At 67.7% G+C, this 24718-nt stretch carries 25 protein-coding genes; 10 read left to right on the forward strand and 15 right to left on the reverse strand.

All coding sequences use genetic code 11. The features are described from left to right. The first annotated feature begins 64 nt into the window (after positions 1 to 64). From ACORJG_RS00180 to mnhG, 6 genes are read left to right on the forward strand one after another with little or no spacing between them, the layout of a single operon-like run. Positions 65 to 3022: a monovalent cation/H+ antiporter subunit A gene (locus ACORJG_RS00180; RefSeq protein WP_427790567.1), complete on the forward strand. Its 2958-nt coding sequence runs from the start codon at positions 65 to 67 to the stop codon at positions 3020 to 3022. Continuing rightward, entirely contained in the window at positions 3019 to 3363 is a 345-nt protein-coding gene (locus tag ACORJG_RS00185; RefSeq protein ID WP_427790569.1) for a Na+/H+ antiporter subunit C, read from the forward strand. Before ACORJG_RS00180 ends, ACORJG_RS00185 begins: the two co-directional genes overlap by 4 nt. Continuing rightward, positions 3360 to 4952 carry a monovalent cation/H+ antiporter subunit D gene (locus ACORJG_RS00190; protein ID WP_427790570.1) on the forward strand — a complete coding sequence of 531 codons (1593 nt, stop codon included), beginning with the start codon at positions 3360 to 3362 and terminating at the stop codon, positions 4950 to 4952. The genes ACORJG_RS00185 and ACORJG_RS00190 overlap by 4 nt, the downstream gene beginning before the upstream one ends. Continuing rightward, positions 4949 to 5449, forward strand: coding sequence for a Na+/H+ antiporter subunit E (locus tag ACORJG_RS00195; RefSeq protein WP_427790572.1), 501 nt, complete (start codon positions 4949 to 4951; stop codon positions 5447 to 5449). Before ACORJG_RS00190 ends, ACORJG_RS00195 begins: the two co-directional genes overlap by 4 nt. Further along, positions 5446 to 5727 (forward strand): K+/H+ antiporter subunit F, encoded by a 282-nt coding sequence (locus ACORJG_RS00200; protein WP_427790574.1) that lies wholly within the window; start codon positions 5446 to 5448, stop codon positions 5725 to 5727. The genes ACORJG_RS00195 and ACORJG_RS00200 overlap by 4 nt, the downstream gene beginning before the upstream one ends. Next, entirely contained in the window at positions 5724 to 6101 is a 378-nt protein-coding gene (mnhG, locus tag ACORJG_RS00205; protein WP_427790576.1) for a monovalent cation/H(+) antiporter subunit G, read from the forward strand. The genes ACORJG_RS00200 and mnhG overlap by 4 nt, the downstream gene beginning before the upstream one ends. A 5-nt stretch (positions 6102 to 6106) precedes the next feature. Here mnhG and ACORJG_RS00210 read toward each other — a convergent pair whose 3' ends face one another. The 5 genes from ACORJG_RS00210 to ACORJG_RS00230 all read right to left on the reverse strand — a co-directional run bounded on the left by ACORJG_RS00210 (position 6107) and on the right by ACORJG_RS00230 (position 9626). Continuing rightward, complete coding sequence (locus tag ACORJG_RS00210) at positions 6107 to 6394, reverse strand: HPr family phosphocarrier protein (RefSeq protein ID WP_427790578.1); 288 nt, start codon at positions 6392 to 6394, stop codon at positions 6107 to 6109. Then, positions 6391 to 6795, reverse strand: a complete 405-nt coding sequence (locus ACORJG_RS00215; protein WP_346530326.1) for a PTS sugar transporter subunit IIA — start codon at positions 6793 to 6795, stop codon at positions 6391 to 6393. The genes ACORJG_RS00210 and ACORJG_RS00215 overlap by 4 nt, the downstream gene beginning before the upstream one ends. A gap of 77 nt (positions 6796 to 6872) precedes the next feature. Further along, positions 6873 to 7343 carry an HPr kinase/phosphorylase gene (locus ACORJG_RS00220; protein WP_427790580.1) on the reverse strand — a complete coding sequence of 157 codons (471 nt, stop codon included), beginning with the start codon at positions 7341 to 7343 and terminating at the stop codon, positions 6873 to 6875. Beyond that, complete coding sequence (locus tag ACORJG_RS00225) at positions 7340 to 8950, reverse strand: ATP-binding protein (protein WP_427790582.1); 1611 nt, start codon at positions 8948 to 8950, stop codon at positions 7340 to 7342. The genes ACORJG_RS00220 and ACORJG_RS00225 overlap by 4 nt, the downstream gene beginning before the upstream one ends. Continuing rightward, complete coding sequence (locus tag ACORJG_RS00230; RefSeq protein ID WP_087139151.1) at positions 8919 to 9626, reverse strand: response regulator transcription factor; 708 nt, start codon at positions 9624 to 9626, stop codon at positions 8919 to 8921. The genes ACORJG_RS00225 and ACORJG_RS00230 overlap by 32 nt, the downstream gene beginning before the upstream one ends. A 198-nt stretch (positions 9627 to 9824) precedes the next feature. Between ACORJG_RS00230 and ACORJG_RS00235 the strand changes: the two genes are divergently transcribed. Next, positions 9825 to 11570 carry a hypothetical protein gene (locus tag ACORJG_RS00235; RefSeq protein ID WP_427790585.1) on the forward strand — a complete coding sequence of 582 codons (1746 nt, stop codon included), beginning with the start codon at positions 9825 to 9827 and terminating at the stop codon, positions 11568 to 11570. A 13-nt stretch (positions 11571 to 11583) separates the two neighbouring features. Here the strand turns inward: ACORJG_RS00235 and ACORJG_RS00240 are convergent, their stop codons facing one another. From ACORJG_RS00240 to ACORJG_RS00280, 9 genes are all read right to left on the reverse strand, one after another. After that, positions 11584 to 12807: an NAD(P)/FAD-dependent oxidoreductase gene (locus ACORJG_RS00240; RefSeq protein ID WP_427790587.1), complete on the reverse strand. Its 1224-nt coding sequence runs from the start codon at positions 12805 to 12807 to the stop codon at positions 11584 to 11586. 39 nt (positions 12808 to 12846) lie between these two features. Then, entirely contained in the window at positions 12847 to 13155 is a 309-nt protein-coding gene (locus ACORJG_RS00245; protein ID WP_427790589.1) for a GNAT family N-acetyltransferase, read from the reverse strand. A 20-nt stretch (positions 13156 to 13175) separates the two neighbouring features. Further along, entirely contained in the window at positions 13176 to 16076 is a 2901-nt protein-coding gene (gene polA / locus ACORJG_RS00250) for a DNA polymerase I (RefSeq protein WP_427790591.1), read from the reverse strand. A 186-nt stretch (positions 16077 to 16262) separates the two neighbouring features. Beyond that, entirely contained in the window at positions 16263 to 17318 is a 1056-nt protein-coding gene (gene obgE / locus ACORJG_RS00255; protein WP_427790593.1) for a GTPase ObgE, read from the reverse strand. Positions 17319 to 17387: 69 nt separating this feature from the next. Beyond that, entirely contained in the window at positions 17388 to 18506 is a 1119-nt protein-coding gene (gene ald / locus ACORJG_RS00260; RefSeq protein WP_427790595.1) for an alanine dehydrogenase, read from the reverse strand. A gap of 142 nt (positions 18507 to 18648) precedes the next feature. Next, the gene (locus tag ACORJG_RS00265; protein WP_427790597.1) at positions 18649 to 18786 is read right to left on the reverse strand and encodes an entericidin A/B family lipoprotein; all 138 of its coding nucleotides are present in this window, start codon (positions 18784 to 18786) and stop codon (positions 18649 to 18651) included. A 60-nt stretch (positions 18787 to 18846) separates the two neighbouring features. Beyond that, positions 18847 to 20526 (reverse strand): sensor histidine kinase, encoded by a 1680-nt coding sequence (locus ACORJG_RS00270; protein WP_427790598.1) that lies wholly within the window; start codon positions 20524 to 20526, stop codon positions 18847 to 18849. Positions 20527 to 20645: 119 nt separating this feature from the next. After that, on the reverse strand, positions 20646 to 21245 hold the full coding sequence (locus tag ACORJG_RS00275) for a sigma-70 family RNA polymerase sigma factor (RefSeq protein WP_427790600.1): 600 nt from the start codon (positions 21243 to 21245) through the stop codon (positions 20646 to 20648). Positions 21246 to 21250: 5 nt separating this feature from the next. Beyond that, positions 21251 to 21457, reverse strand: coding sequence for a NepR family anti-sigma factor (locus ACORJG_RS00280; RefSeq protein ID WP_427790602.1), 207 nt, complete (start codon positions 21455 to 21457; stop codon positions 21251 to 21253). A 197-nt stretch (positions 21458 to 21654) separates the two neighbouring features. On the opposite strand from ACORJG_RS00280, the gene ACORJG_RS00285 reads away from it, so the two are divergent. Then, positions 21655 to 22443, forward strand: coding sequence for a response regulator (locus tag ACORJG_RS00285; RefSeq protein ID WP_427790604.1), 789 nt, complete (start codon positions 21655 to 21657; stop codon positions 22441 to 22443). Between the two features lie 54 nt (positions 22444 to 22497). Here the strand turns inward: ACORJG_RS00285 and ACORJG_RS00290 are convergent, their stop codons facing one another. Next, on the reverse strand, positions 22498 to 22797 hold the full coding sequence (locus tag ACORJG_RS00290) for a hypothetical protein (RefSeq protein WP_427790605.1): 300 nt from the start codon (positions 22795 to 22797) through the stop codon (positions 22498 to 22500). A 338-nt stretch (positions 22798 to 23135) separates the two neighbouring features. Here ACORJG_RS00290 and ACORJG_RS00295 point away from each other — a divergent pair, with 338 nt between their 5' ends. Together ACORJG_RS00295 and ACORJG_RS00300 are read left to right on the forward strand one after the other, a co-directional pair. Beyond that, a complete protein-coding gene (locus ACORJG_RS00295) occupies positions 23136 to 24158 on the forward strand; it encodes an NADP-dependent oxidoreductase (RefSeq protein WP_427790607.1) in 1023 nt (340 codons plus the stop codon). A 17-nt stretch (positions 24159 to 24175) separates the two neighbouring features. Continuing rightward, positions 24176 to 24583, forward strand: a complete 408-nt coding sequence (locus tag ACORJG_RS00300) for an acyl dehydratase (protein ID WP_427790609.1) — start codon at positions 24176 to 24178, stop codon at positions 24581 to 24583. The last annotated feature ends 135 nt before the right edge of the window (positions 24584 to 24718 follow it).

A 24718-nucleotide genomic window follows, 5' to 3' on the forward strand; every position in this document is an offset into this window, starting at 1 on the left:
TGAGGCGCAGAGGCGCTCCCGCTGAAGCCAGTCCAACACAACCCCGGAGAAGATCGAAACGCCCGTGCCAGCCAGCCTTCTCCTGATCGTCATCCTTGTTCTGCCCTTCATCGGGGCCATGATCGCTGCGGGCCTGCCGCGCCACGCGCGCACGGCGGCGGCCATTCTGTCGTGGATCATCGCCCTGATCAGCGTGATCTGTCTGGCGATCCTGTGGCCCCGGTTCCAGGACGGAGAGGTTCTGAAGCAGCAGATCGACTGGCTGCCGTCTCTGGGCGTCAATCTGATCATCCGGCTGGACGGCCTGTCCTGGCTGTTCAGCGCCCTGATCCTGGGCATCGGCGCGCTGGTGGTGCTGTATGCGCGTTATTACATGTCGCCGAAGGATCCGGTGCCGCGTTTCTTCTCCTTCCTGCTGGCCTTCATGGGCGCGATGCAGGGGGTGGTGCTGTCGGGCAATCTGATCCAGATGGTGGTCTTCTGGGAACTGACCAGCCTCTTCTCCTTCCTGCTGATCGGCTACTGGCACCAGAATGCGGCGGCGCGCGACGGCGCCCGCATGGCCCTGACGATCACGGCCACCGGCGGGGTGGGCCTGCTGGTCGGGATGATCCTGATCGGACGGATCGTCGGCAGCTATGATCTGGATGCCGTGGTGGCGGCGCGCGACGTCATTCTGGCCGACCCCCTCTATCCGGTCGCGCTGGGTCTGATCCTGCTGGCGGCGCTGACCAAGAGCGCACAGTTCCCGTTCCATATCTGGCTGCCGCGCGCCATGGCGGCGCCGACGCCGGTCAGCGCCTATCTGCACTCGGCCACCATGGTGAAGGCGGGCGTCTTCCTGCTGATGCGGTTCTGGCCCGTCTTCGGCGAGACGGAGATGTGGTATTTCATCGTCGGCGGGGCCGGGCTGACGACCCTGTTGCTGGGCGCCTGGTGCGCCATCTTCCAGCACGACCTGAAGGGTCTGTTGGCCTATTCGACCATCAGCCATCTGGGCCTGATCTGCCTGCTGCTGGGGCTGGGGTCGGACCTGGGGGCGATCGCCGCCATCTTCCACACCATCAACCACGCCACCTTCAAGGCTTCGCTCTTCATGGCGGCGGGCATCATCGACCACGAGGCCGGGTCGCGCGACATGCGCAAGCTGAGCGGTCTGATCCGCTACATGCCCATCACCGCCACGCTGGCGATGGTGGCGGCCATGGCGATGGCGGGCGTGCCGCTGCTGAACGGCTTCCTGTCCAAGGAGATGTTCCTGGCCGAGGCGCTGGCGAGCGCCCAGAACAAGAGCCTGAATCAGGCCCTGCCCGTGCTGGCGACCTTGGCCAGCGCCTTCAGCGTTCTTTATTCGCTGCGCTTCATACACAACACCTTCTTCGGCCCGCCTCCGACCAAGCTGGACCGCGTCCCGCATGAGCCGCCGGGCTGGATGCGTCGCCCGGTCGAGGTGCTGGCGGCGCTGTGCCTGCTGGTCGGCGTCGTTCCTGCGCTGACGGTGGGGCCGTTCCTGCGCAGCGCGGCGGTGTCCATTCTGGGCTTCGATCTGCCCTATTACAGCCTGTCGCTGTGGCACGGCTTCAACCTGCCGCTGCTGTTGAGCGTCGTGGCCATGGCGAGCGGCATCGCCCTCTATGTCGTCTTCGGCAAGGCGCTGAACGCCAATCCGCGCGGCGGCCCGTGGGGGATGAAGCGACTGAATGGCGGCTATCTGTTCGAGCGGTCGATGACCCTGCTGACGCGGTTGTCGGAAACGGTCGAGGCGCGTCTGGGCACGCGGCGGCTTCAACCGCAGCTGCGCCTGATCGTGCTGACGGCCCTGCTGGCCGGAGGGGCGGCGGCGACGGCGGGCTTCGTCATCGTCTGGCCCGAGTTCCGCACGCCGCAGCCGCACAATCTGGCCTTCGCCGGGCTGTGGCTGGTCGGCGGCGCCTGCGCCGTGGCGGCCGCCTGGCAGGCCAAATATCACCGCCTGGCCGCCGTCGCCCTGATGGGCGGGGCGGGGCTGGCCAGCTGTCTGACCTTCGTGTGGCTGTCGGCGCCGGATCTGGCGCTGACGCAGCTGGTGGTCGAGGTGGTGACGACGGTGCTGCTGCTGCTGGGCCTGCGCTGGCTGCCCAAGCGGCTGGAGGAGATCAACGTCCCGCCGGGCGAGCAGCGCCGTGCCCGCTGGCGCCGTCGTCTGGACTGGCTGATCGCCGTGGCGGCGGGCGCCGGGGTGGCGATCGTGGCCTGGACTGTCATGGTCCGCCCGCCGGTCGAGGGCATTTCGCGCTTCTTCGTCGAACGCGCCTATGAAGAGGCGGGCGGACGCAACATCGTCAACGTCATCCTGGTCGACTTCCGCGCCTTCGACACCTTTGGCGAGATCACCGTGCTGGGCGTGGTGGGGCTGACGGTGCTGGCCCTGCTGCGCCGGTTCCGGCCGGCCACGGACAGCCTGTCACGCCCGATGCAGAAACAGGTTCAGGACGAGTCCGACCGCCTGCGCGAAGGACGGTCCGAGGGCGATACCCTTAAGGACACCATGATGATCCCGGCCGTGGTCATGCGGCTGATGTTCCCCTTCATCATCCTGTTGGCGGTGCATCTGTTCCTGCGCGGGCACGACCAACCGGGCGGGGGCTTTGCTGCCGGGGTGGCGCTGTCGATCGCCTTCATCCTGCAATACATGGCCTCGGGCGCCGCCTGGGTGGAAGAGCGGCTGACGATCCGGCCCATTCTGTGGATCGGCGCGGGCCTGTTGCTGGCCGCCGCCAGCGGAGCCGCCGCCTGGGTGATGGGGCGACCCTTCCTGACCATGGGCTTCCAGTATGCGGATCTGCCGCTGTTGGGACGCGTGCCGTTGGCCAGCGCGGTTCTGTTCGATCTGGGCGTGGTCGTTCTGGTGGTCGGCGCCACGGTGCTGATCCTGGTCGCCCTGGCGCACCAGTCGCTGCGCCGGGCGCGGGTCGAAGAAGCCGCCGCCGAAGCCGCAGCGGTCGAAGGCCTGCCTGAAACAGCCGCAGGAGAGCCGTCATGATGCAGCTCGTCCTGGCCCTCGCCATCGGGGTGCTGACCGCATCGGGCGTGTGGCTGCTGCTGCGGCCGCGCACCTTTCAGGTCATCATCGGCCTGTCTCTGGCATCCTATGCGGTGAACCTGTTCATCTTCTCGATGGGGCGGCTGCGCACGGCCGCCGCGCCGGTGACGGTCAAGGGCGCCGAAGACCCCGCCCTCTACGCCGACCCGACGCCGCAGGCCCTGGTGCTGACGGCCATCGTCATCAGCTTTGCGCTGACGGCCCTCTTCCTGGTGGTGCTGCTGGCCTCGCGCGGGGAGACCGGCAGCGACCACGTCGACGGACAGGAGCCGGCGGAATGACCCACTGGCAGGAACACCTGATCATCGGCCCCATCGTCCTGCCGATGGTCATCGCCGCCGCCATGCTGCTGTTCGACGAGCGGCGCCGCCTGTTGAAGGGCGGGCTCAGCCTGTTCGCCATGGCGGCCATTCTGGTCATGGCGCTGGCCCTGCTGCATGAAAGCGCCACCGGCGCCGTGGGCGGGGGGGATACGGCGCGCGTCTATAGGCTGGGCGAGTGGCCCGCGCCGTTCGGCATCGTGCTGGTGGCCGACCGTCTGTCGACCCTGATGGTGGCCCTGACCAGCGTGCTGGGCGCCTGTTCGCTGATCTTCGCCCTGGCGCGGTGGGACCGGGCGGGGCCGCGTTTCCACGCCCTGTTCCTGTTGCTGGTCATGGGGGTCAACGGCGCCTTCCTGACGGGCGATCTGTTCAATCTGTTCGTCTTCTTCGAGATCATGCTGGCCGCCTCCTATGGGCTGGCGCTGCACGGCTCGGGTGAGGCGCGTATCCGCGCGGGACTGGCCTATATCGCCGTCAACCTGACGGCCTCCATGCTGTTCCTGATCGGGGTCAGCTTGATCTATGGGGTGACGGGTACGCTGAACATGGCCGATCTGGCCCAGAAGATTCCCGGCATCGCGGCGCAGGATCGCGGCCTGTTCCACGTCGGCGCCGCCGTGCTGGGTGTGGCCTTCCTGACCAAATGCGCCATGTGGCCGCTGGGCTTCTGGCTGACCACCACCTATTCGGCGGCCAGCGCCCCGGCGGCGGCGGTGTTCGCCATCCTGTCCAAGGTCGGCGCCTATGTCGTCATCCGCCTCAGCCTGCTGCTGTTCGGCGCGGGCGCTGCCGGATCGGCCGGATTCGGCGAGGTCTGGCTGCTGGCCGGTGGTCTGGCCACCATGGCGTTCGGCGTGGCGGGCATGATCGCGGCTCGCGATCTGGTGCGTGCGGCGGCCTATGCGGTCATGGTGTCGTCGGGCACGGTGCTGGCCGTGGCGGGGACCGGGGATCTGGATGCGCTTGGCGGCGCGGTCTTCTATCTGGTCGGCTCGACCCTGGCCTGCGGCGCCCTGTTCATGCTGGGCGAGGTGCTGAACCGGGGGCAGGACCCCGGCGCCCGCTCGGGCCGGGCCGTGTTCGAGGATGAGTTCAGCGATCCCTTCGACGATGAAGAGCGCAATGAGCCGGGTCTGGTCATTCCGGCGGCCGTCGCGGCGCTGGGCGGACTGTTCCTGCTGTGCACCCTGATGCTGGCCGGGCTGCCGCCGCTGTCGGCCTTCATCGGCAAGCTGGCGATGATCGACGCCCTGGCCAAGGCGGGCGGCGTGGCGGCGATCCTGGTCATCATCGCCCTGTCCCTGTCCAGCCTCGGGGCGCTGATCGGGCTGACGCGTCTGGGCATGGCGGCCCTGTGGTCGCGTGACGAAGAAGAGGCGCCGGTGGTCATCGGCGCGACCGAGATGGTCGCCATCACCGGCCTGTTGAGCGCCTGCGTCCTACTGGCGGTATTCGGCGAGTCGGCCTTCGCCTATGCCGCCCATACGGCCGACTGGTTGGGACGGCCGGACGCCTATGTCCGCGCGGTGCTGGGAGGCGGCGCATGATCCGGGCCGTTCTTCCGCACCCCATACTGTCGCTGGCCCTGTTCGGGGCTTCTCTGTTGATGAGCGCCTCGGTGGCGCCGCCGTCTCTGGCGCTGGCCCTGCTGGCTGCTGTGGCCGCGCCTCATGTGATGCGGGCGCTGGACGTCGAGCCGGTGCGGGTGCGTCGTCCGCTGGTCATCCTGGGCCTGATGGCGGTCGTGGCGGGCGATGTGGTGCGCTCGAACTGGGAGGTGGCGCGTCTGGTCATGCGCGGCGACCGGCGGGGCCGACCGGTGCGTGTTGCGGGCTTTGTTCACATCCCGTTGGCCCTGCGCAACCGCTACGCGCTTGGCATACTGGCCATCATCATCACCAGCACGCCCGGCACTATCTGGGTCGAGTATGAAGAGGCCAGCGGCAGTCTTCTGCTGCACATCCTCGATCTGAAGTCCGAGGACGACTGGGCGGGTGTGATCAAGGGTCGGTATGAGCGTCGCCTGATGGAGATCTTCGAATGATGGCCGCCGTCTTCTATTGGGGGATGGTGCTGACCCAGCTGATGCTGGCCGGGGCCATGGGCATCGCAGTCTGGCGTGTCATCACCGGACCGCGGGCGCAGGACCGCATTCTGGGCATGGACACCCTGTATCAGGCGGGAATGCTGCAGATCATCGCCTTCGGGGTGAGGACCGGCAGCGACCTCTATTTCTACGCGGCCCTGATCATCGGCATGCTGGGCTTCGCCTCGACCGTCGCCATGGCCAAATTCCTGATGCGCGGCGAGGTGATCGAATGACGGCGACAGAGCTTCCCGGCTGGGTGCTGGCGTTGACCACCCTGCTGTCGCTGGCGGGGGCGGCGGTGACGCTGATCGGGGCGCTGGGCCTGATCCGGCTGCGCACCTTCTATGAGCGGGTCCATGCGCCGACGCTGGGCGCGACGCTGGGCATGGCCCTGCTGCTGGCCGGGTCGTTCGTCTTTTTCACTGCGCTGGAGCAGCGGTTCATGCCGCGCGAGTTGCTGATCGGGGTCTTCTTCACCATCACCACGCCGGTGACGTTGATCATTCTGGCCCGCGCCGCCCTGTTCCGCGACCGCACGGATCGGGCGGGGGACGGCAATCAGGTTCCGCCCGAAGACGCCTGCGATAATCCCGAAGAAACGGCCTGAAGCGGCTACTGGTCTTCGTCGAAGCGTCGGGCGACCAGATCGCTGAGAGCGGCGACGGCCTCGGCGGCGTCCGGCCCTTCGGCGGCAACCTGCACGTCGCAGCCGATCCCGGCGCCCAGCATCAGCAGGCCCATGATCGAGCGGGCGTCCACCGTCACCCCGTCGCGCGTCACCTGGATTTCTGATTCGAACTCCGAGGCCAGTTTGACGAACTTGGCCGAGGCCCGCGCATGCAGGCCGCGCTGGTTGCAGATGTTCAGCACCGCCTGGGCGGAAGGAGCGAGGTCGCTCATTTTTCGCCCGCCAGCACCCACGATGCGACCGAGATGTATTTACGACCTGCGTCCTGGGCATGGGCCACGCAGGCCTCAAGACTCTCGCGGCCGCGCACGCTGGCCAGCTTGATCAGCATGGGCAGGTTCAGGCCGGCGATGACCTCGGCGCCGGTCTGCTCCATCACCGAGATGGCCAGGTTGGACGGCGTGCCGCCGAACATGTCGGTCAGCAGGATGACGCCTTCGCCTTCATCGACAGCGGCGGCGGCGTCGACGATGTCGCGGCGGCGCCGCTCCATGTCGTCGTCAGGGCCTATGCAGATGGCGGCGACGCCGCGCTGCGGCCCCACCACATGCTCCATCGCCGACAGGAATTCGGAGGCCAGGCCCCCGTGGGTGACGATCACCAGCCCGATCATATAGGCTTCACCAAAGACATCCCCAGCCCGCCTGAGCGAGCGCCAAGCCTTGTTTCATAGGCCAATCGCGACGTGGATCAAAGGGCGCCGTCGTCGCGCCCTTGCGATGGCGTCGTCAGGCGGCGCATCGCCGCTGTCAGGACCTGCGGCGCAGACGCTGGGCGGGGGTCCAGAAACAGGCGCGGAAGCGTAATTCCCTCGAGCTCGTCTTGTGCCGGTTCGGGCATTCGCTCCAGCGTCTCATGAACCAGATGCAGCGACAGGACGACCCGTGACATAGGCAGGAAGGCGGGGGCGATGATCCCCAGGCCGCGCACCTCCATCCGCCCGGCGATGGCGGCAGGCGGGGCGGCGTAAAGGGCGCTGTCGCAGGCGAAGACCTCGACCCTGTCGTCGCCGACCAGTCGCCAGCCGTGATGCATCAGCCGCAGGGCCAGATCGCTCTTGCCGACGCCGGACGGTCCCTGAATCAGCACGCCGCGCCACCCCTCGTTCAGACGCAGGGCGACGGCGGTGGCGTGAAGGGGCTGGCGCGCCGGAGCGATCACGCGCGACGGCCGGATGCGGCCAGGCGCACCTCGAACCGGGCGCCGGTCGTCCTGCCGTCCGCGTCGGTGCGGTTCTCGGCGTGGACGCGACCGCCGTGGGCGTCGATGATCTGGCGCACGATCGACAGGCCCAGCCCCGAATTGGCGCCGAAGGCCGCCCCCTTGGGCCGTGAGGTGTAGAAGCGCTGGAACACCGTCTCCAGGTTTTCCGAGGGGATTCCGGGGCCGTCGTCGTCGACGCGGATCACCAGCGGCAGGTCGGGCTGGCTTTCGTCGCGCTCAAGACTGACGCGCACTTCGCCGTCGGGCGGGCTGAAGGAACGGGCGTTGTCGATCAGGTTGCGGAACACCTGACCCAGCGGAATGTCGCGGCCCACGACCTTGGCGTTGTCGGCGGCGGCGACGAAATGCACCGGAACCTCGCCCGGCTTCTGGCCGGCCTCATAGACGCCGATGATGTCGCCCAGCAGCTCCTTCAGGTCGATGGCGCGGGGCCGGTCGCGCGACAGTTCGGCGTCCAGCCGCGAGGCGTTGGAGATGTCGGTGATCAGGCGGTCCAGACGCCGCACATCCTGTTGCAGCAGATTGGTCAGGCGCTCGCGCTGTTCCTCGGTCTTGACCAGGGGCAGGGTCTCCAGCGCCGAACGGATCGAGGTCAGGGGATTCTTGATTTCATGGCTGACATCGGCGGCGAAACGCTCGATGGCGTCCATCCGCGTCGACAGGGTGTCGGTCATGGATTCCAGCGCCCGGGCCAGGTCGCCGATCTCGTCGCGACGATCCTGAAGGTCGGGCAGGGAGATGGCGCGGGCGCGCTGCAGGCGGACCTGATCCGCCGCCGCCGACAGCCGCATCACGGGCCGCGCCACGAACAGGTGCAGCACCAGCGAGGCCAGAAGATTGACCGCCAGCGCCACCAGAGCGAAGGGCGTCAGCGCCCGCCGTTGGGCCGCCAGGGTGGCGTTGACGTCCCCGGCCTCCAGCGTCAGCACGCCCAGAACCTGTTGCACATGGCGCACGGGCAGGGAGACGGAGACGACGCGCTCGCCTTCCTCGCTGCGGCGCAGACCGGCCTGGGGGACGCCCTGCAGGGCGCGCTCGACCTCGGCGGACAGTTCGGCGTCGGCGCGTTCCAGACGCGCCGTCTCGCGCTGTGACGGCTCGATGGGGGCCAGGGCCGTCCCGGCCGGATGGGCGGGGGGCAGGGGGGCGCCCGGAATGGTGTCGCTGACCCGATAGGAGTCGGACACTTCGATCCCGTCCATGTCGAACAGGCGGGCGCGCTGGCCTGCCGGAATGAAGTTGTCGCGCAGCCACAGGGCGGCCGCGCGGTCATCCAACATGGGATAGGGGTCGCCCTGGGTGATGCCCAGTTCGCCCAGGACGTTGGCCAGAAGTTCAGCCTGGACGCTGAGGGATTCCTGACGCGCCTCGATCAGGCCGCGCTTCCACTCGTTCAGCAGCAGCGCGCCGCCGAACAGGATCAGCAGGCTGAGGAGATTGAGGGCGAGAATGAAGCCGCCAAGGCGCGATCCGCCGAAGCGGAATCGGCGCCGCGCCCGGACGTCTTCGGTTTCAGCTCTCGCGGTAGCGGTATCCGACGCCATACAGAGTCTCGATAGCGTCGAATTCAGGATCGACCATGCGGAACTTCTTTCGCATCCGTTTCACATGGCTGTCGATGGTGCGATCATCGACATAGACCTGATCGTCATAGGCAGCGTCCATCAGGTTGTCGCGGCTCTTCACGAAACCGGGGCGCTGGGCCAGAGCCTGCAGCAGCAGGAACTCGGTGACGGTCAGCTTCACCGGACGCCCGTCCCAGGTCGATTCGTGGCGGGCCGGGTCCATCGACAGCTTGCCGCGCTTGATCGCCTTGCCGGCTTCGACGGCGGCGGGGTCGATGGGGTCCAGACCTTCCACGCCTGCGCGGCGCAGCAGGGCCTTGACCCGTTCAATCAGCAGGCGCTGGCTGAAGGGCTTGTGGATGTAGTCGTCGGCGCCGAGGTTGAAGCCGAGGATTTCGTCGATTTCCTCGTCCTTGGACGTCAGCATGATAACCGGGATGCTGGAGGTCTGGCGCAGGCGGCGCAGCACTTCCATGCCGTCCATGCGGGGCATCTTGACGTCCAGGATCGCCAGGTCGGGCGGCGTGGCCTCCAGCGCTTCCAGGCCCGAGGCGCCGTCGTGATAGGCGGTCACCGTGTGGCCGTGGCTTTCCAGCGCCAATGAGACGGAGGCCACGATGTTCTCGTCGTCGTCGACCAGGGTGATGTTAGCCAAGGGCTTCTCCTTAGTGCGGGCGGGGCGATCGCCTGATCGGCCGCCTTGTCCGATAACGCACGGCAAGCGTAACCGTTCTATGCTTTCGCGGTGACATTACGGCCAATGCAAAATGGTCTGACCCGGCGATGCTTTCAACCCGCGCACAGAAAAGACGAAACCTTGCCTTAAAGCCTGCAACGCCAGGATGCCGCTCCTTTGTCGACGCAAGGCGCCATGGCCGGTCCGGTTCACTATGAGATTCATATCCGGCGGGCTGCGCCGGACGACTGGTCCCTGTCCCATGCGACGGAGGACCGGCGCCGCGCCCTGGACGCCGCCGATGAGCTGATGCGCGAGCGTCAGGCCGTGGCGGTGCGCATCACGCGTGAGACGCTGGACCCGGAAACGATGGCGTTCGCCAGCGCCGTCATCCTGACCCGCGGCGCGCCGATGCTGAAACGACGCCGTGTCGAGCCGTCCGCGCCGCCCGGCCCGGCCTGTCGCAGCGCGCGCGACCTCTATGCCCCCCATGCGCGAGAGACGATCGGGCGGGTGCTGGAGGCCTGGCTGACCCGGCACGAGGCCACGGCCTTTGAACTGCTGCACCGGCCCGATCTGGCAGAACGGCTGGAAGCTTCGGGCGTGGAGTTGCAGCACGCCATACAGAAGGTGGCTGCTCCCGAGGCCCGCTCAATGCCGGGACAGTCGGTGCATGAACGGATTCGCCATTATCAGCGCCTGACCGAACAGGCGGTGGAGCGGCTGTTGAAGGCGGGCCGCAACGGGGCCTTTGCGGACCTGCGGACGCTGCCCGTCGCCGAGGTGGCGGTGCGCCTGACCGGCTCATCCGAGCGGGCTTTTCGGATGGGCGGGGCTGTGGCGGCTTCATTGCGCGGTCTGGATGGCGCGCGGTCGCGGCTGGAGCGGCTGATGGACCTGTGCGATCAGGCGCCGCCTGCGGGGCCGCCGCGGGCGCTGGTCTTCGTGCCGGTGGAGCAGATCCTGTGTGAACTTCTCGGCTCGGGGGCGGGGCTGGCGCAGGTGCTGGGGCCGGGGCTGGATCCGGGCGTGATCCTGGCGGCGGCGGTGCGCATGGCCGCCCCGGTGGAGGTCGGCGCCCTCATCGCCGATGATCCGCGCCTGTCCCTGCTGGCGCCGTCGGTCGACGGCCCGCCCGCCCGTCTGGGCGCGCGGCTGGCGGCGGGAGAGTTTCCCCTGCTGGCGTCCGCCCTGGCGCGTGTGGTGCAGCGTGAGTTGATGGGGCGGCGGCGCCTGCGGCCCGGCGATGCGGCCGGCGAGATCGACACGCTGCGCGTTCTGGCGACGGCGCTGACGGCCACGGCGGGCCGGCTGCTGACCCTGGAAGAGGTGCAGACCGCCTTCACCGAACGTTCGCGCAGTCTGGTCGCCGCCGATTTCGTCGCCGCCTGCGTCGCCGATTGCACCACGGTGCTGGCTGAAGCGGAGCGGCTGACGTGGCTGTGCGAAAACGTCACCGGCGCAGCCAACAAGCGGGCGGCGGCGCGCTGGCTGAACGCCTGTGTCGGCTCTCTTCGGTTCGAGAATGAAATGCGGGGCCGAACGGCGACGAGCGCGCCTCTGCCTGGACAGAGGCTTATGTCGCTGGCCGATCTGCAACGCGCCGTCGGCTACGCGGACCTGCCGCAGAAGGAGGCGCAGGCCGTCATCGACGCCCTCGGTCAGGTCGGCGGGGCGATCGAGGCGGACGCGCGGCTGGTTGCACAGATCACCCGCTCCGCCGCCCCGATCCCGCAGAAGCTGGCGGTCCTGTTGCGTCTGGCGGCGGGTGAAACCGGACCGACCGGCCCGGCGGCGACGCGCGCCCGCGACGAGGCTGTGCGGCTGATCCGCGGCCCGGACGCCCGCGCCGCCCTCAGCGCCGAGCCGCAGGCGGTGCAGACGTTGAAACCCCTGATGCAGGCGGCCGGGCTGGCGGCCTGAAGGGCGCCTATTGTCAGCAGTGCTGGCCCGCCGCCCAGCCCGACGACCAGGCCCACTGGAAGTTGTAGCCGCCCAGCCAGCCGGTCACGTCCGCGACCTCGCCGATGAAGAACAGGCCGGGGACGGTCCTGGCCTCCATCGTCTGTTGATCCAGGGCGGCGGTGTCGACCCCGCCCAGCGTGACCTCGGCGGTGCGATAGCCTTCCGAGCCGACCGGCTTGACCGTCCAGGCGTTGACCGCCTCGGCCAGGGCGCGCAGCTTCCTGTCGCCGACCTCGGCCAGCTTGCCCGACAGGTTTTCGCGCGCGCACAGGGCCTCGGCCAGACGGCGCGGCACGACGTGGCCGACGGCCGTGTGAACGGCCTGCTTGCCGTTATCGGTCTTGGCGGCCAGAATTTCAGCGGCGGCATTGCGGTCAGGGGCCAGATCGACGGTGATCGCTTCGCCCTCGCGCCAGTAGGAGCTGATCTGAAGGATCGACGGCCCCGACAGACCGCGATGGGTGAACAACAGGCCTTCGCGGAAGACGGTTTCCCTGGTCGGACGGCCTGCGCCCGCGTCCTTGGGCGCCTTGTGCCGCACCACGGCGTCGACCGATACGCCCGCCAGCGGCTTCAACTGCTCCAGCAGCCCCGGCTCGAACGTCAGGGGAACCAGCGCGGGTCGGGTGTCGGTGACGCGCAGGCCGAAGCGCCGCGCGACCTCATAGCCCCAGCCGGTGGCGCCCATCTTGGGAATGGACTTGCCGCCGCTCGCCACAACCAGCGAGGCCGCCGTCACGCGTGCTCCATCATCCAGATCGACCTGAAAACGATCGCCCGCGCGCTCCACCGCCTTGACGCCGAGGCCCAGCGACAGGGTGACGCCCGCCGCCTTCATCTCATCTGTCAGCATACGGATGATCTGCTTGGCGCTGTCGTCGCAGAACAGCTGGCCGAGGGTTTTCTCGTGCCAGGCGACGCCATGGCGATCGACCATCTTGATGAAGTCGTGCTGGGTGAAGCGTCGCAGGGCCGACAGGGCGAAGCGCGGGTTTTCGCCCAGGAAGTTGGCGCCGCTCGTCCCCAGATTGGTGAAATTGCAGCGGCCGCCGCCCGAGATGCGGATCTTTTCGCCGGGCGCGCGGGCGTGATCGATCACGCGCACGCGGCGACCGCGCTTGCCCGCCTCGATGGCGCACATCATGCCGGCCGCGCCGGCGCCGACGATCAGGACGTCGATGTCTGAAGACTTCATCGCCCCGCCCTAGCAGGAGGCGGGGCTTGAAGCGATGGCCTAAAGGCCCAGCATTGCCCGATAGGTCGGATGCACCTGATCGGCGTATTCTGGGTGCTTCTTCAGATAGCTGGAGAAGAAGGGGCAGGTCGGCAGGATCAGCAGGTCCTTCGACTTCAGATCGGCGAGGACGTGCTTGGCCATGCGGCTGGCGATGCCGCGCCCTTCCAACGGGACCGGCACGATGGTCTCGGTGATCAGCCGCCCGCCCGCGACGGGGTTGTAGATGACCACGGCGGTCTCGCCGTCGACGTCCAGCTCGTAGCGTTTGGCGTCTTCGTTGTCGCGGATTTCGGGATCCAGACTCATGTCGTCATCCTTGGTTGGCGTTAGTGCGCGTCATCCCAGTTGCCGGCGGCCTTGGCTTCGACATCCAGCGGAACGCTCAGGGCCACGGCCGGTTCGGCGGCGGTCTCCATCACGCGGCGGATGACGGCGACGGCGCGTTCGGCCTCGGCCTCGGGCGCCTCGAACACCAGTTCGTCGTGGACCTGCAGCAGCATCCGGGTCTGAAGACCGGCCTCAAGCAGGGCGCCGGGCATACGGATCATGGCGCGGCGGATGATGTCGGCGGCGGCGCCCTGGATCGGGGCGTTGATGGCCGCGCGCTCGCCGAACTGACGCTCGGCGCCCGACTTGGAGTGGATGGCCGGAATGTGGATGCGCCGCCCGAAGACGGTGGTGACGAAGCCCTGCTCCTTCACCAGCGCCTTGGTCCTGTCCATATAGGCGCGGATGCCGGGGAAGCGCTCGAAATAGGTCTTGATATAGGCCCCGGCCTCGCCCTGATCGATGCCCAGCTGGGCGGCCAGGCCGAAGGCGCTGATGCCGTAGATGATGCCGAAGTTGATGGCCTTGGCCCGGCGGCGGGTCTCGGCGGGCATCCCCTCGACCGGCACGCCGAACATCTCGCTGGCGGTGGCGGCGTGGATGTCGAGCCCGGCCTTGAAGGCGCGCTTCAGCTCGGGGATGTCGCCGATGTGGGCCAGCAGGCGCAGCTCGATCTGGCTATAGTCGGCGCTGATCAGCACATGACCCGGCGAGGCGATGAAGGCCTGACGGATCTGGCGGCCGGTCTCGGTGCGAATCGGGATGTTCTGCAGGTTGGGATCGCTTGAGGCCAGACGCCCCGTCGTCGCCGCCGCCAGCTGATAGGAGGTGTGGATCCGGTTCGTCTGCGGGTCCATCGCCGCCACCAGGGCGTCGGTATAGGTGCCCTTCAGCTTGGACAGCTGGCGCCAGTCCAGAATGGTGCGCGGCAGGGCGTGGGTCTGGGCCAGGTCTTCCAGCACGCTGGCGTCGGTGCCCCACTGGCCGCTGGCGGTCTTCTTGCCGCCGGGCAGGTTCATCTCGCCGAACAGGATCTCGCCGATCTGGCGCGGGCTGCCGACGTTGAAGGGGCGGCCGGCCAGCTTGTGCGCCTCTTCCTCCAGCTCGGCCATGCGCTGGCCGAAGGTCGAGGACAGCGAACGCAGCCGGTCCGGATCGACGCGAATGCCTGCCTGCTCCATGTCGGCCAGAACGGCGGGCATGCCGCGCTCCAGCGTTTCATAGACGGTGGACAGTCCCTCGGCCGCCAGACGCGGTTTCAGCAGGCGATGCAGGCGAAGAGTCACGTCCGCATCCTCGGCGGCGTAGCGGGTCGCGACCGGCAGATCGACGTGCTTGAAACTCTTCTGGCTCTTGCCGGTCCCCGCCACGCTCTTGAAGGTCATCGGCTCGTGGCCGAGGTGCAGGCGCGACAGCTCGTCCATGCCGTGGCCGTGCATCCCGCCTTCCAGCACATAGGAAATCAGCATGGTGTCGTCGATCGGGGCGACGCGCACGCCGCGTCGCGCCATGACGGTCAGGTCGTATTTGATGTTCTGGCCGACCTTCAGAACCGACGGATCTTCCAGCAGCGGCTTCAGCCGGGCCAGAGCCGTGGCCTTGTCGATCTGCACCAGCGGCGGGCGGGCGTCGCCGCCGTCGCCGAAGTCCAGACCGCCGTCGCTGGTCGGTTCGTGCTCATGCGTCAGGGGGATGTAGCAGGCCTCGTTCGGCCCGACCGCCAGCGACAGGCCGCACAGCCCGGCGTGGGTCGAGGACAGGGCGTCCGTCTCGGTGTCGAAACCGATCACGCCCGCCGCCTTGGCCCGCGCGATCCAGCGGTCGAGGTCTTCCAACGTCTGCACGCACGCATAGCGATCGTGGTCGACGGCGTGGGTCTCGGCCGGGGCGGCGGCCTCGGTCTGGCCATAGCGCGGCGCAGCCACCGGCGCGCTGAGCGGGCGGGCGAAGGCCGAGCCTTCCTTCTGCGGCGCCTTGCCGTCGCCGACCCGGCGGGCCAGCGAGCGGAACTCCATCGTCTCAAGGAAGTCCGACAGGGTCGCCGGGTCCGGGTCGCGGATGATGAAGTCGGCGATCGGCTCGGGAATCGGCGCGTGGCAGTCCAGCTTCACCAGTTCGCGCGACAGGCGGATCTGGTCGGCGAAATTGATCAGCGTCTCGCGGCGCTTGGGCTGTTTGATCTCGCCCGCGCGGGCCAGAAGCGTGTCGAGGTCGCCGTATTCATGGATCAGCTGGGCCGCCGTCTTGGGGCCGATGCCGGGGGCGCCGGGGACGTTGTCGACGCTGTCGCCGATCAGGGCCTGAACCTCGACGACCTTGTCGGGCGTGACGCCGAACTTCTCGAACACGGCCTCTTCTTCAAGGCGGCGGTCCTTCATCGGGTCGTACATGACCACGCCGTCGCCGATCAGCTGCATCAGATCCTTGTCGGAGCTGACGATCACCGCCTCGCCGCCCGCGTCGCGCGCCTGACAGGCGTAGGTGGCGATCAGGTCGTCGGCCTCATAGCCGGCCATCTCGACGCAGTGGACGCCGAAGGCCTTGGTCGCCTCGCGCACCAGCGGGAACTGCGGCACCAGATCTTCGGGCGCCGGGGGACGGTGGGCCTTGTATTGATCGTAGAGCGCGTTGCGGAAGGTCTTCTCTGAGTGATCGAAGACGGCGACCAGGTGCGTCGGACCATCCTCGCCCTTCATGTCCTTCAGCAGCTTCCACAACATGTTGCAGTAGCCCTGCACCGCGCCCACGGGCAGGCCGTCCGACTTGCGGGTCAGCGGCGGCAGGGCGTGATAGGCGCGGAAGATGTAGGCCGAGGCGTCGATCATCCACAGCCGCAGGGGCGGCCCGTCCTGAGTCAGAGGGCGGGCGGGGATTTCGGATTCGGCGGTCGCGTCGGTCATGGCGCGAACATAGGGGGCGGAAGGCGCGGCGTCATCCGCGCTTCGCTTTCCTCCCCATGCAATGGGGAGGGGGACCACGAAGTGGTGGAGGGGCTTTACGCCAGCGGAACCAACCGGCCCCTCCGTCACGGACGCTGCGCGTCCGCGCCACCTCCCCATTTGCATGGGGAGGAGAACCTCAGCCCCTTACGGCTGCCAGCCGCCCGGCGTTTCGGGGATGACGTCCTCGCCCTCGTCGGTGACTTCGCCGCGGGTCAGCTTGACCTCGGCCCAGGCGGCGCGCAGCAGGTCGGTCACGCCTTCGCCCGAGACGCCGGACACCAGCATGGGACGGCGGCCCGCGACCGCTTCCAGCGCCGCCGCTTTTTCCTCGCGCACTTCAGGCGTCAGGGCGTCGATCTTGTTCAGGGCCAGAATCTCGGTCTTGTCGCCCAGACCCTCGCCATAGGCCTCCAGCTCGCCGCGGATGATGCGATAGGCCTCGACCACATCGTCCTGCGTGCCGTCGATCAGGTGGATCAGACTGGCCGAACGCTCGACGTGGCCCAGGAAGCGGGTGCCGAGGCCTGCGCCCTCGCTGGCGCCTTCGATCAGGCCGGGGATGTCGGCGATGACGAAGCGTTCCGACGGGCTCAGGTCCACCATGCCGAGGTTGGGCGTCAGGGTGGTGAAGGGATAGTCCGCCACCTTGGGCCGCGCCGCCGAGACGGCCGACAGGAAGGTCGACTTGCCCGCATTGGGCAGGCCCGCCAGACCGATGTCGGCGATCAGCTTCAGCCGCAGCCAGATCCAGCGCTCCTGACCGTCCTGGCCGGGGTTGGCGTGGCGCGGCGCCTGATTGACCGGCCCCTTGAAGCGGGTGTTGCCCCAGCCGCCGTTGCCGCCGGACAGCAGCTTCACCTTCATGCCCGGCTCATCCAGATCGACGAGCACCGTCTCCTTGTCCTCGTCCAGCACCTGGGTGCCGACGGGAACGCGCAGGACCACATCCTCGCCCTTGGCGCCGTGCATCTGGCGGCCCTGACCGTGGTGACCGGTCTGGGCCTTGAAGTGCTGCTGATAGCGGAAGTCGATCAGGGTGTTCAGCCCGTCGGCGGCCTCGACCCAGACGTCGCCGCCCTTGCCGCCGTCGCCGCCGTCGGGTCCGCCGTTGGGAATGAACTTTTCGCGGCGGAACGAGACGGAGCCCGCGCCGCCGTTGCCGGAGCGAATATAGATCTTGGCCTGGTCGAGGAACTTCATGGGCACCTTATGGCCCAGAAGCGCGGCGAATTACAGGCGGGCGATTTCCGCCGCTTTCCAGCCGTGTCTTCAGTTGTTCGCCCAGACGCCGAAGGGGTCGCTCCACGCCATGTCCAGCGCCTTGCCGACGGCGGGGTGGGTGATCTGGCCCTTCAGCACATTCAGGCCGTGGGCCAGATGCGGATCGGCGCGCAGGGCCTCCAGCCCCCGGTCGGCCAGCGCCAGACCATAGGGCAGGGTGGCGTTGTTCAGGGCCTCGGAACTGGTGCGCGGCACGGCGCCCGGCATATTGCCGACGCAGTAGTGGATGACGCCGTCGACCACATAGGTCGGATCATCGTGGGTGGTCGGGCGCGAGGTCTCGAAACAGCCGCCCTGGTCGATGGCGACGTCGATCAGGACGCTGTCCTTCTTCATCGACGCCAGCTGGTCACGGCGCACCAGGGTCGGGGCCTCGGCACCCGGGGTCAGGACGGCGCCGATCACCACATCGGCCTTCGGCAGTTCTTCCTCAATGGCGTGCAGCGAGGAATAGCGGGTGATGACGCGCCCGCCGGTCACTTCGTCGATGTGGCGCATCCGGGGGATCGAGCGTTCCAGCACCACCACCTCGGCGCCCAGACCCACGGCCATGCGCGCGGCGTTCAGCCCTACGACGCCGCCGCCCAGCACCAGCACCCGCGCGGGCGCCACGCCCGGCACGCCGCAGAACAGCAGGCCCATGCCGCCCTTGTGCTTCAGCAGGGTCTCGGCCGCCGAGAAGACGCCGATGCGCCCCGCCACTTCGGACATGGGCGCCAGCAGCGGCAGGCCGCCGTTGCGGTCGGTCACCGTCTCATAGGCGACGGCGGCGCAGCCCGAGGCCAGCAGGGCCTTGGTCTGTTCGGGATCGGGCGCCAGGTGCAGATAGGTGAAAAGGATGTGTTCGGGCTTCAGCAGGGCGAACTCGGCGGGCTGAAGCTCCTTGACCTTCACGATCATGTCGCTGTCGGCGAAGACGGCGGCCGCGTCGGGGGCGATGCGCGCGCCCGCCTTGATGTAGTCGGCGTCGGTGAAGCCTGCGCCCAGCCCGGCGCCCGTCTCGATCAGGACGGAATGGCCGTGGGCGACATATTCGCCGGCGGCGGCCGGCGTCAGGCCGACGCGGTGTTCATTGGTCTTGGTTTCTCGGGGGGAGCCGACGCGCATTTTTCTTTCAGTGTCCTGACCCCGGCGTGGGGCGGGCGGACGCTAAACAAGCTGTCCTGACTGCGCCAGAGAAAAATAAAACCCCGCGGACGTCGCCGTCGCGCGGGGTCCCACCTGACCTGAAGGGGCCTGTATGCGGAACTTAGTTCTTGGCGTCGCGGGCGGCGCCTTCGACAGCCTGGCCGGCGGCCTGGGTGTCCTTGCCCACACCCTGGATGGTGTTGCAGGCGGCGGTGGACAGGGCGGCCGCAGCAACGGCCAGGATGATGAGTTTGCGCATGGAATGCTCCTGAGACATGGGCCTTTGGGGGGCGGCCCACTGGATTTCAGAACGCCATGCTCAAGGTCGGGTTCCACTGACCTGAAAGGCTGCGACTTCGCGCACCTTCGCCGCGCCGTGGGCCTTCGGCGTGGCGAATGTCAGGCGTGCGATCGAGCCGCCGCCGGGCGCAGGGATGATGGCGGCTTCCCCTCGAAGTTGTTTGGCGAAGGCGACCATCAGGGTGCGGCCTACCCCGGGCGGCGCAGCGTCGGTAAAGCCGGGGCCGTCGTCCTGCACCTCCAGAACGCTGGTGTCGCCGCAGACGCGGAAGCGGACCTGAAGATCGCCGCCCCGACCGACGAAGGCGTGCTTCTGGGCGTTGGACACGGCCTCGACCACCCATAGGGCGAGCGGCGCCAGCTTGTCCGGGTCGATGATGAGAGGGTCGGCCTCGATGGAGGTTGTGACCAGGGGGCCGCGTATGGACGCGTCGGCGATAAGTTGCCCTACCAGTTCGCGCAGGAAGGTTTCGGCATCGGCCTCCCGCACCGGCTCGCTCTGGTAGAGAATGCGATAGATCAGGGCCAGCGCCGCGATCCTCTGGCGCGTGTCGCCCAGCGCCGCATGGGCGGCCGGATCGCTGACCGCCCGTTGCTGCATCGACAGCAGGGACGAGATGATCTGCAGGTTGTTCTTCACCCGGTGGTGGATCTCGCGCATCAGCGCGTCCTTCTCGTCCAGGGCCTCCATCAGGGCCTTGTCGCGACGGGTGATGGTGTCGCCCAGCGAGCCGAGGGTCCGCGCCAGCACGCGGATTTCAGTCGGGGCGTGTTCGGCCTGCACCGGGCGCACCGAGAACCGGCCGCGCGCATAGATGGCGGCCACCCGCTCCAGATAGACCAGCCAGCGCACCAGCATCCGCTCCGACAGCAGCATGACCGCCGCAAAGGTGGCCAGCCAGGCGCCCAGCGGCAGCAGCAGGGTGCCGAACGGGTTGAGGCGCGCCCAGGACAAGAGGCCTGGCGCGGGCGCCGACAGCAGGATGAAGACATCGCGTCCGGACAGCGGCGCTCCCGCATAGACGCGCAGCGTTCCATCGGCGTCGCGGGCCTCAAACATGCGGCTGTCGCCGTTGGCCGCCTTGGAAACCCAGCCGGCCACGGCGTCAGCGTCGCTCAGAATGAAGGCGTCGGGATCGGTAGCGATGAGGACATGGCCCGTTTCGTCGACAAGCGCAGCTTGTGATCCGGGCGGCAGCGCCGGGTCATGAATATTGGGCTGCAGGGCCGAGGCGGGCAGAACAGCGGCGACGCCGCCCTGGAAGGCGCCCATGGGCCGCTCCGAGCGTACGGCGACGATCAGAGCGCTGGGATCCAGGGCGGTCCATTGCATGACGATTTTTTCGCCACGTTTCAGGCGCTGAAACCAGTCTCTCTGACGGACCTTGTCGGCGCTCACCGGCTTGACGGTAGGCGAGGCGCATACGGCTGCGCCGGTCTCATCAAAGCGCGCTAGACCTGCAATATTGTCCAGCTGTTCGACCAGAAGCGCCAGGCGCGGTTCGCAGTAATAGCCGACGGTTTCCGGCGCGAGAGCCAGCAACAGCACCCTGGCGCTGTCGATGCTGGTCTTGGCGTCTACGGCGCTGCGGTCGGCCGCCAACTGCAGGTCGGTGCGCTGGCTGGCGGCCTGACGACGGAAACCTGCTTCGGTCTGGATCGCGGCCAGCAGCAGAATGGGCAGCAGGGCGACGGCCATGCCGACGCCCAGACGAAAGCGTATGCCCTGTAGACGGGGGCGCCCGGTCCTGCGCCCCGAAAACCGACTCCAGAAGCGATTCCAGGACCGGCGCAGGAAACGGCCGCCCCGCAGCACGACTACCCTCGCCCGGCGCCGCTCAGCCTGTCCGCGTCGGCCAGGATGGACCGCATGGCGTCGCTTGCGGACTTGCCGTCGCGTTCATAGCCGCCGCGTTCCAGCGTGGCCTGCAGCGCCTTGCGGGCGCGAGAGACCCGGCTCTTCACCGTGCCGACGGCGCACTGGCAGATTTCAGCGGCTTCTTCATAGGCGAAGCCGCCGGCGCCGACCAGGATCAGGGCTTCCCTCTGTTCCTCGGGCAGGGTGCGAAGGGCCTGACGCAGTTCATCCAGGGCGACCGGCGCCTCAGGATCGTCGACGGCGATCAGCGTGCGTTCGGCGGCTTCCTGATCCAGCTGGGTCTGGCGCCATGAACGGCGCTTTTCCGAATAGAACTGATTGCGCAGGATCATGAAGGTCCAGGCCTTCATGTTCGTGCCCATCTGATAGCTGGCGCGGGCGTCCCACGCCTTCATCATGGCTTCCTGCGCCAGGTCGTCGGCCGAGGTCGGATCGCCGGTCAGGGTGCGGGCGAACGCGCGCAGATGCGGGATAAGCGTGACCAGTTCGGCCTTGAAAGCGCCGTCATCCGCTGACGGAGGCCGGGGGGCGGGCGACATCCTGGTCACTGGCCTTCCCTGGTCGACGACGCTGCATCGGCGCGTCGCAGGATGTCCAGAAATTCGTCCGGCACGGGTTCATTGACGACTTCATCGAACATATGGCGCAGCTTTACGCCGATGGCCTGCTGACGCAGTTGGACCTCGTCCAGTCCCGCGTCTCGCGACGGCGAACCGTCGGGGTGAACGGGGGTGTCCTTGGTGTTGATCATGGAATGTACGGCTGCCGCCAAGCCAGTTGATACGCCTGTTGAAGCGGAAACGCCGCCTCTCCGATAGGGTTCCTAGCGTCTGGCCTTTTTATGCTCAAGCTGGCTTTGCGGTCGGAACCGTGATGCATTTGATACGTTGTTGCCCCTTGTAGCGCCGCTTAAGGTGCGGCGTCGTGACCGTCGGGGAAAGAAACAATATGAGCCTTCTGGCCAGGCTTGCGCCGCATCTGCCTTATGTCCGTCGCTACGCCCGGGCGCTGACCGGCGACCAGACGACGGGCGACAACTATGTGCGTGTGGCCCTTGAGGCCCTGGCGGCGGGCGAGCGCCAACTGCCGACCGACATGACGCCGCGCGTGGCCCTTTATCATGTCTTCCACGCCATCTGGTCGGCCACGGGCGCTCAGCTTGAGGGAGCCGTCGCTGCCGAGGGGGACGACGCCGCACATCGTCTGATGCGGATTTCGCCGCGTTCGCGTCAGGCTTTCCTGCTGACGGCGCTGGAAGGCTTCACTCCGTCCGAGGCGGCGCAGATCCTGGCCGTGGACCCGCGCACGGTCGAACGTCTGATCGCCGAGGCACAGTCCGACATCGACGCTGAACTGGCCACTGACGTCCTGATCATCGAAGACGAGGCCATCATCTCGGCCGACATCGAAAGTCTGGTGAAGGAACTGGGCCACAGCGTCACCGGCACCGCCACCACTCATGATGAAGCCATCGAGGCTGTCGCCCAGAACAAGCCCGGCCTGGTTCTGGCTGATATTCAACTGGCTGACGGATCGTCGGGCATCGACGCGGTCAAGGACATTCTCAAGCAGTTCGACGTGCCGGTGATCTTCATCACCGCCTTCCCCGAGCGCCTGCTGACGGGCGAACGGCCCGAGCCGACCTTCCTGATCACCAAGCCCTTCCAGCCGGAGACGGTGAAGGCGGCGATCAGCCAGGCCCTGTTCTTCCATCCCTCGCGCAAACAGGCCGCCTGACCTCATAGGTCTGATCCGGATATGAAAGGGCTCCGTTGCTGACGGAGCCCTTTTTTATGGGCGATCAGTTTGCACAGGGGGCGGCGTAGCGTCCGGAGCGGCGGGCATGGCGCCATCGGCGGGCGCGACCTCGACAGGGTGCGGCGTGGCGCTGTTGGCGTCGGCGGTCTTTTGCAGATTGTTGTTGTTCATGGCCCACCAACCCAGCAGCAGCAGGGCTGCGGCGGCCAGGGAAACGATCAGAACGGTCAGCAGGCGTCGGCCGTTGCGTCCCTGGCGGGCGTCCTGAGCGGGGATGGGATGGGGCTCATGTTCGGGGTCGGCGGGATGGGAATGCGGGTCTTGATGAGTCATGGGCTCGCCTCCTTCACGATCTGGCACGATCTGGAACCTGTGAAACCAACGTGGCGGCAGATGCGTCGTTCCGGGAAATCGGGCGCGGAGCGATGCATCAAGGCGTCAGGGAACCGGCGCCGCCTCATGTCGTTACCCCCGTGTCGAGGGCTGTTTCCCCCGGATCGGTTCGCCGGTCTTCGCCCTCGCCTCATTCTCGATGATGCGACACCTTGGCGGATCCCGAATGGGGTCCGCCTTCTTTTTTGTGATCCGTTCATCGGGGCGCGCTCTCTCGACTTCGCGACGCGGGGCGCCACTATGGGTTCCGAAAGAAAACGCTCTGTGGGAGATGGAAGATGAGCCTGCGCAACAGACAATGGATCCTGCGCCAGCGCCCGCGCGGTCTGATTCAGGACGGCGATCTGGAACTGGTCGAGAGCCTCGTGCCCGATCTGAAGGACGGCGAGGTGCTGGTCCGCACCGTCTATCTGTCGATCGACCCGACCAACCGCACCTGGATGAATGACTCCGAAGGCTATCTGCCGCCTGTGGGGCTGGGCGACGTGATGCGCGGTCTGACGCTGGGCGTGGTCGAACAGTCGCGCGGCGAACGGTTCAAGGAAGGCGATCTGGTCACGCCGCTGTCGGGCGCCTGGGCCGACTACGCCGTTGTGCCCGAGGCGGGGCTGCGGCCGGTTCACCGCGCGCCGGGCCTGCCGTTGACCGCCAATCTTTCGGTGCTGGGGATGACCGGCATGACGGCCTATTTCGGGGTCACCGACGTGTTGAAGGCCAAGGCGGGCGAGACCCTGGTCGTCTCGGCGGCGGCGGGGGCGGTCGGCTCCATCGCCGGTCAGGTGGCCAAGCAGCGCGGCTGCCGCGTCATCGGCATCGCGGGCGGCGCCGAGAAATGCCGCTGGCTGACCGAAGACCTCGGCTTCGACGGCGCCGTCGACTACAAGAACGAGGACGTCGGCGACGCCCTGGACCGTCTGGCCCCGGACGGGATCGACCTCAATTTCGAGAACGTCGGCGGCGACATCATGATCGCGGTCTGGAACCGGCTGAAGGTGCACGGGCGCATGGCCGTCTGCGGCCTGATCTCGGCCTATAACGCCACGCGGATGCCGCCTTCGCCTAACTTCTCGCGCCTGATTACCCACCGTCTGGACGTGCAGGGCTTCCTGGTCCTCGACTACGCCCATCGCGCCAGGGAGATGGTCGCCGAGATGGGGCCGTGGCTGGCTGACGGGAAGATCCAGTGGAAGGTCCATGTCGATGACGGACTGGAAGGGGCGGTCGGATCGCTGAACCGCTTGTTCACCGGCGACCATGACGGCAAGCTGATGGTTCGGGTGTCGGAGGAACCGGCGGCCTGACGGAGGGAAGACCGCCTATGACCGAGCCGCTGCACGTCCATTTCGAGGATCTTGAAATCGGCCAGGTCATCAACCTGGGCGCCTGCGCCGTCGATGCGGCGGCGCTGGAGCTGTTCGCCGAACGTTTTCTGCCGGGATGGGACACGGCCTATGGCGCGCCCGAGGGCATGGTCTATGCGCTGTGGAGCCGTCTGGCGGCCGATCGCTCCGCGAGCTGGGCGGGCTCGAAGATCCTGGCGGTCGACGGCCTGCGCTTCCTGCGCAGCCCCCCGGCGGGCGAACTGTTGCGCGGGCGCCTGACCATCATGGGCAAGGATCCGGTCGGCGATGAAAAGGGCGTGGTCATCGCCCAGCAGGACCTGCTGGACGAGGCAGGGCGGCTGGTCTTCTCCTGCCTGACCCGCGCCCTGATCGCGCGTCGCTGACATGGAAAACGCCCCGCCAGTTTCCTGACGGGGCGTTTGATCTTTTGGTTTTCCAGCGGCCTCAAGCAGCGCGACTGCGCGATAGGCCTTCTGAACAGCCTCAAGCAGCGCGACTGCGCGATAGGCTTCTAAAAA

The sequence above is a fragment of the Brevundimonas diminuta genome (assembly GCF_050310045.1).
GTDB lineage: Bacteria > Pseudomonadota > Alphaproteobacteria > Caulobacterales > Caulobacteraceae > Brevundimonas > Brevundimonas diminuta_F.

Excerpts from the sequence above, each read along its gene's own strand:
- ACORJG_RS00185 (WP_427790569.1), top strand. The coding sequence starts at position 3,019 with ATGATGCAGCTCGTCCTGGCCCTCGCCATCGGGGTGCTGACCGCATCG.
- ACORJG_RS00215 (WP_346530326.1), bottom strand. The coding sequence starts at position 6,795 with ATGATCGGGCTGGTGATCGTCACCCACGGGGGCCTGGCCTCCGAATTC.
- mnhG (WP_427790576.1), top strand. The coding sequence starts at position 5,724 with ATGACGGCGACAGAGCTTCCCGGCTGGGTGCTGGCGTTGACCACCCTG.
- obgE (WP_427790593.1), bottom strand. The coding sequence starts at position 17,318 with ATGAAGTTCCTCGACCAGGCCAAGATCTATATTCGCTCCGGCAACGGC.
- ACORJG_RS00225 (WP_427790582.1), bottom strand. The coding sequence starts at position 8,950 with ATGGCGTCGGATACCGCTACCGCGAGAGCTGAAACCGAAGACGTCCGG.
- ald (WP_427790595.1), bottom strand. The coding sequence starts at position 18,506 with ATGCGCGTCGGCTCCCCCCGAGAAACCAAGACCAATGAACACCGCGTC.
- ACORJG_RS00200 (WP_427790574.1), top strand. The coding sequence starts at position 5,446 with ATGATGGCCGCCGTCTTCTATTGGGGGATGGTGCTGACCCAGCTGATG.
- ACORJG_RS00190 (WP_427790570.1), top strand. The coding sequence starts at position 3,360 with ATGACCCACTGGCAGGAACACCTGATCATCGGCCCCATCGTCCTGCCG.
- ACORJG_RS00295 (WP_427790607.1), top strand. The coding sequence starts at position 23,136 with ATGAGCCTGCGCAACAGACAATGGATCCTGCGCCAGCGCCCGCGCGGT.
- ACORJG_RS00290 (WP_427790605.1), bottom strand. The coding sequence starts at position 22,797 with ATGACTCATCAAGACCCGCATTCCCATCCCGCCGACCCCGAACATGAG.
- ACORJG_RS00210 (WP_427790578.1), bottom strand. The coding sequence starts at position 6,394 with ATGAGCGACCTCGCTCCTTCCGCCCAGGCGGTGCTGAACATCTGCAAC.
- ACORJG_RS00285 (WP_427790604.1), top strand. The coding sequence starts at position 21,655 with ATGAGCCTTCTGGCCAGGCTTGCGCCGCATCTGCCTTATGTCCGTCGC.
- ACORJG_RS00280 (WP_427790602.1), bottom strand. The coding sequence starts at position 21,457 with ATGATCAACACCAAGGACACCCCCGTTCACCCCGACGGTTCGCCGTCG.
- ACORJG_RS00195 (WP_427790572.1), top strand. The coding sequence starts at position 4,949 with ATGATCCGGGCCGTTCTTCCGCACCCCATACTGTCGCTGGCCCTGTTC.
- polA (WP_427790591.1), bottom strand. The coding sequence starts at position 16,076 with ATGACCGACGCGACCGCCGAATCCGAAATCCCCGCCCGCCCTCTGACT.
- ACORJG_RS00300 (WP_427790609.1), top strand. The coding sequence starts at position 24,176 with ATGACCGAGCCGCTGCACGTCCATTTCGAGGATCTTGAAATCGGCCAG.
- ACORJG_RS00270 (WP_427790598.1), bottom strand. The coding sequence starts at position 20,526 with ATGGCCGTCGCCCTGCTGCCCATTCTGCTGCTGGCCGCGATCCAGACC.
- ACORJG_RS00245 (WP_427790589.1), bottom strand. The coding sequence starts at position 13,155 with ATGAGTCTGGATCCCGAAATCCGCGACAACGAAGACGCCAAACGCTAC.
- ACORJG_RS00240 (WP_427790587.1), bottom strand. The coding sequence starts at position 12,807 with ATGAAGTCTTCAGACATCGACGTCCTGATCGTCGGCGCCGGCGCGGCC.
- ACORJG_RS00275 (WP_427790600.1), bottom strand. The coding sequence starts at position 21,245 with ATGTCGCCCGCCCCCCGGCCTCCGTCAGCGGATGACGGCGCTTTCAAG.
- ACORJG_RS00265 (WP_427790597.1), bottom strand. The coding sequence starts at position 18,786 with ATGCGCAAACTCATCATCCTGGCCGTTGCTGCGGCCGCCCTGTCCACC.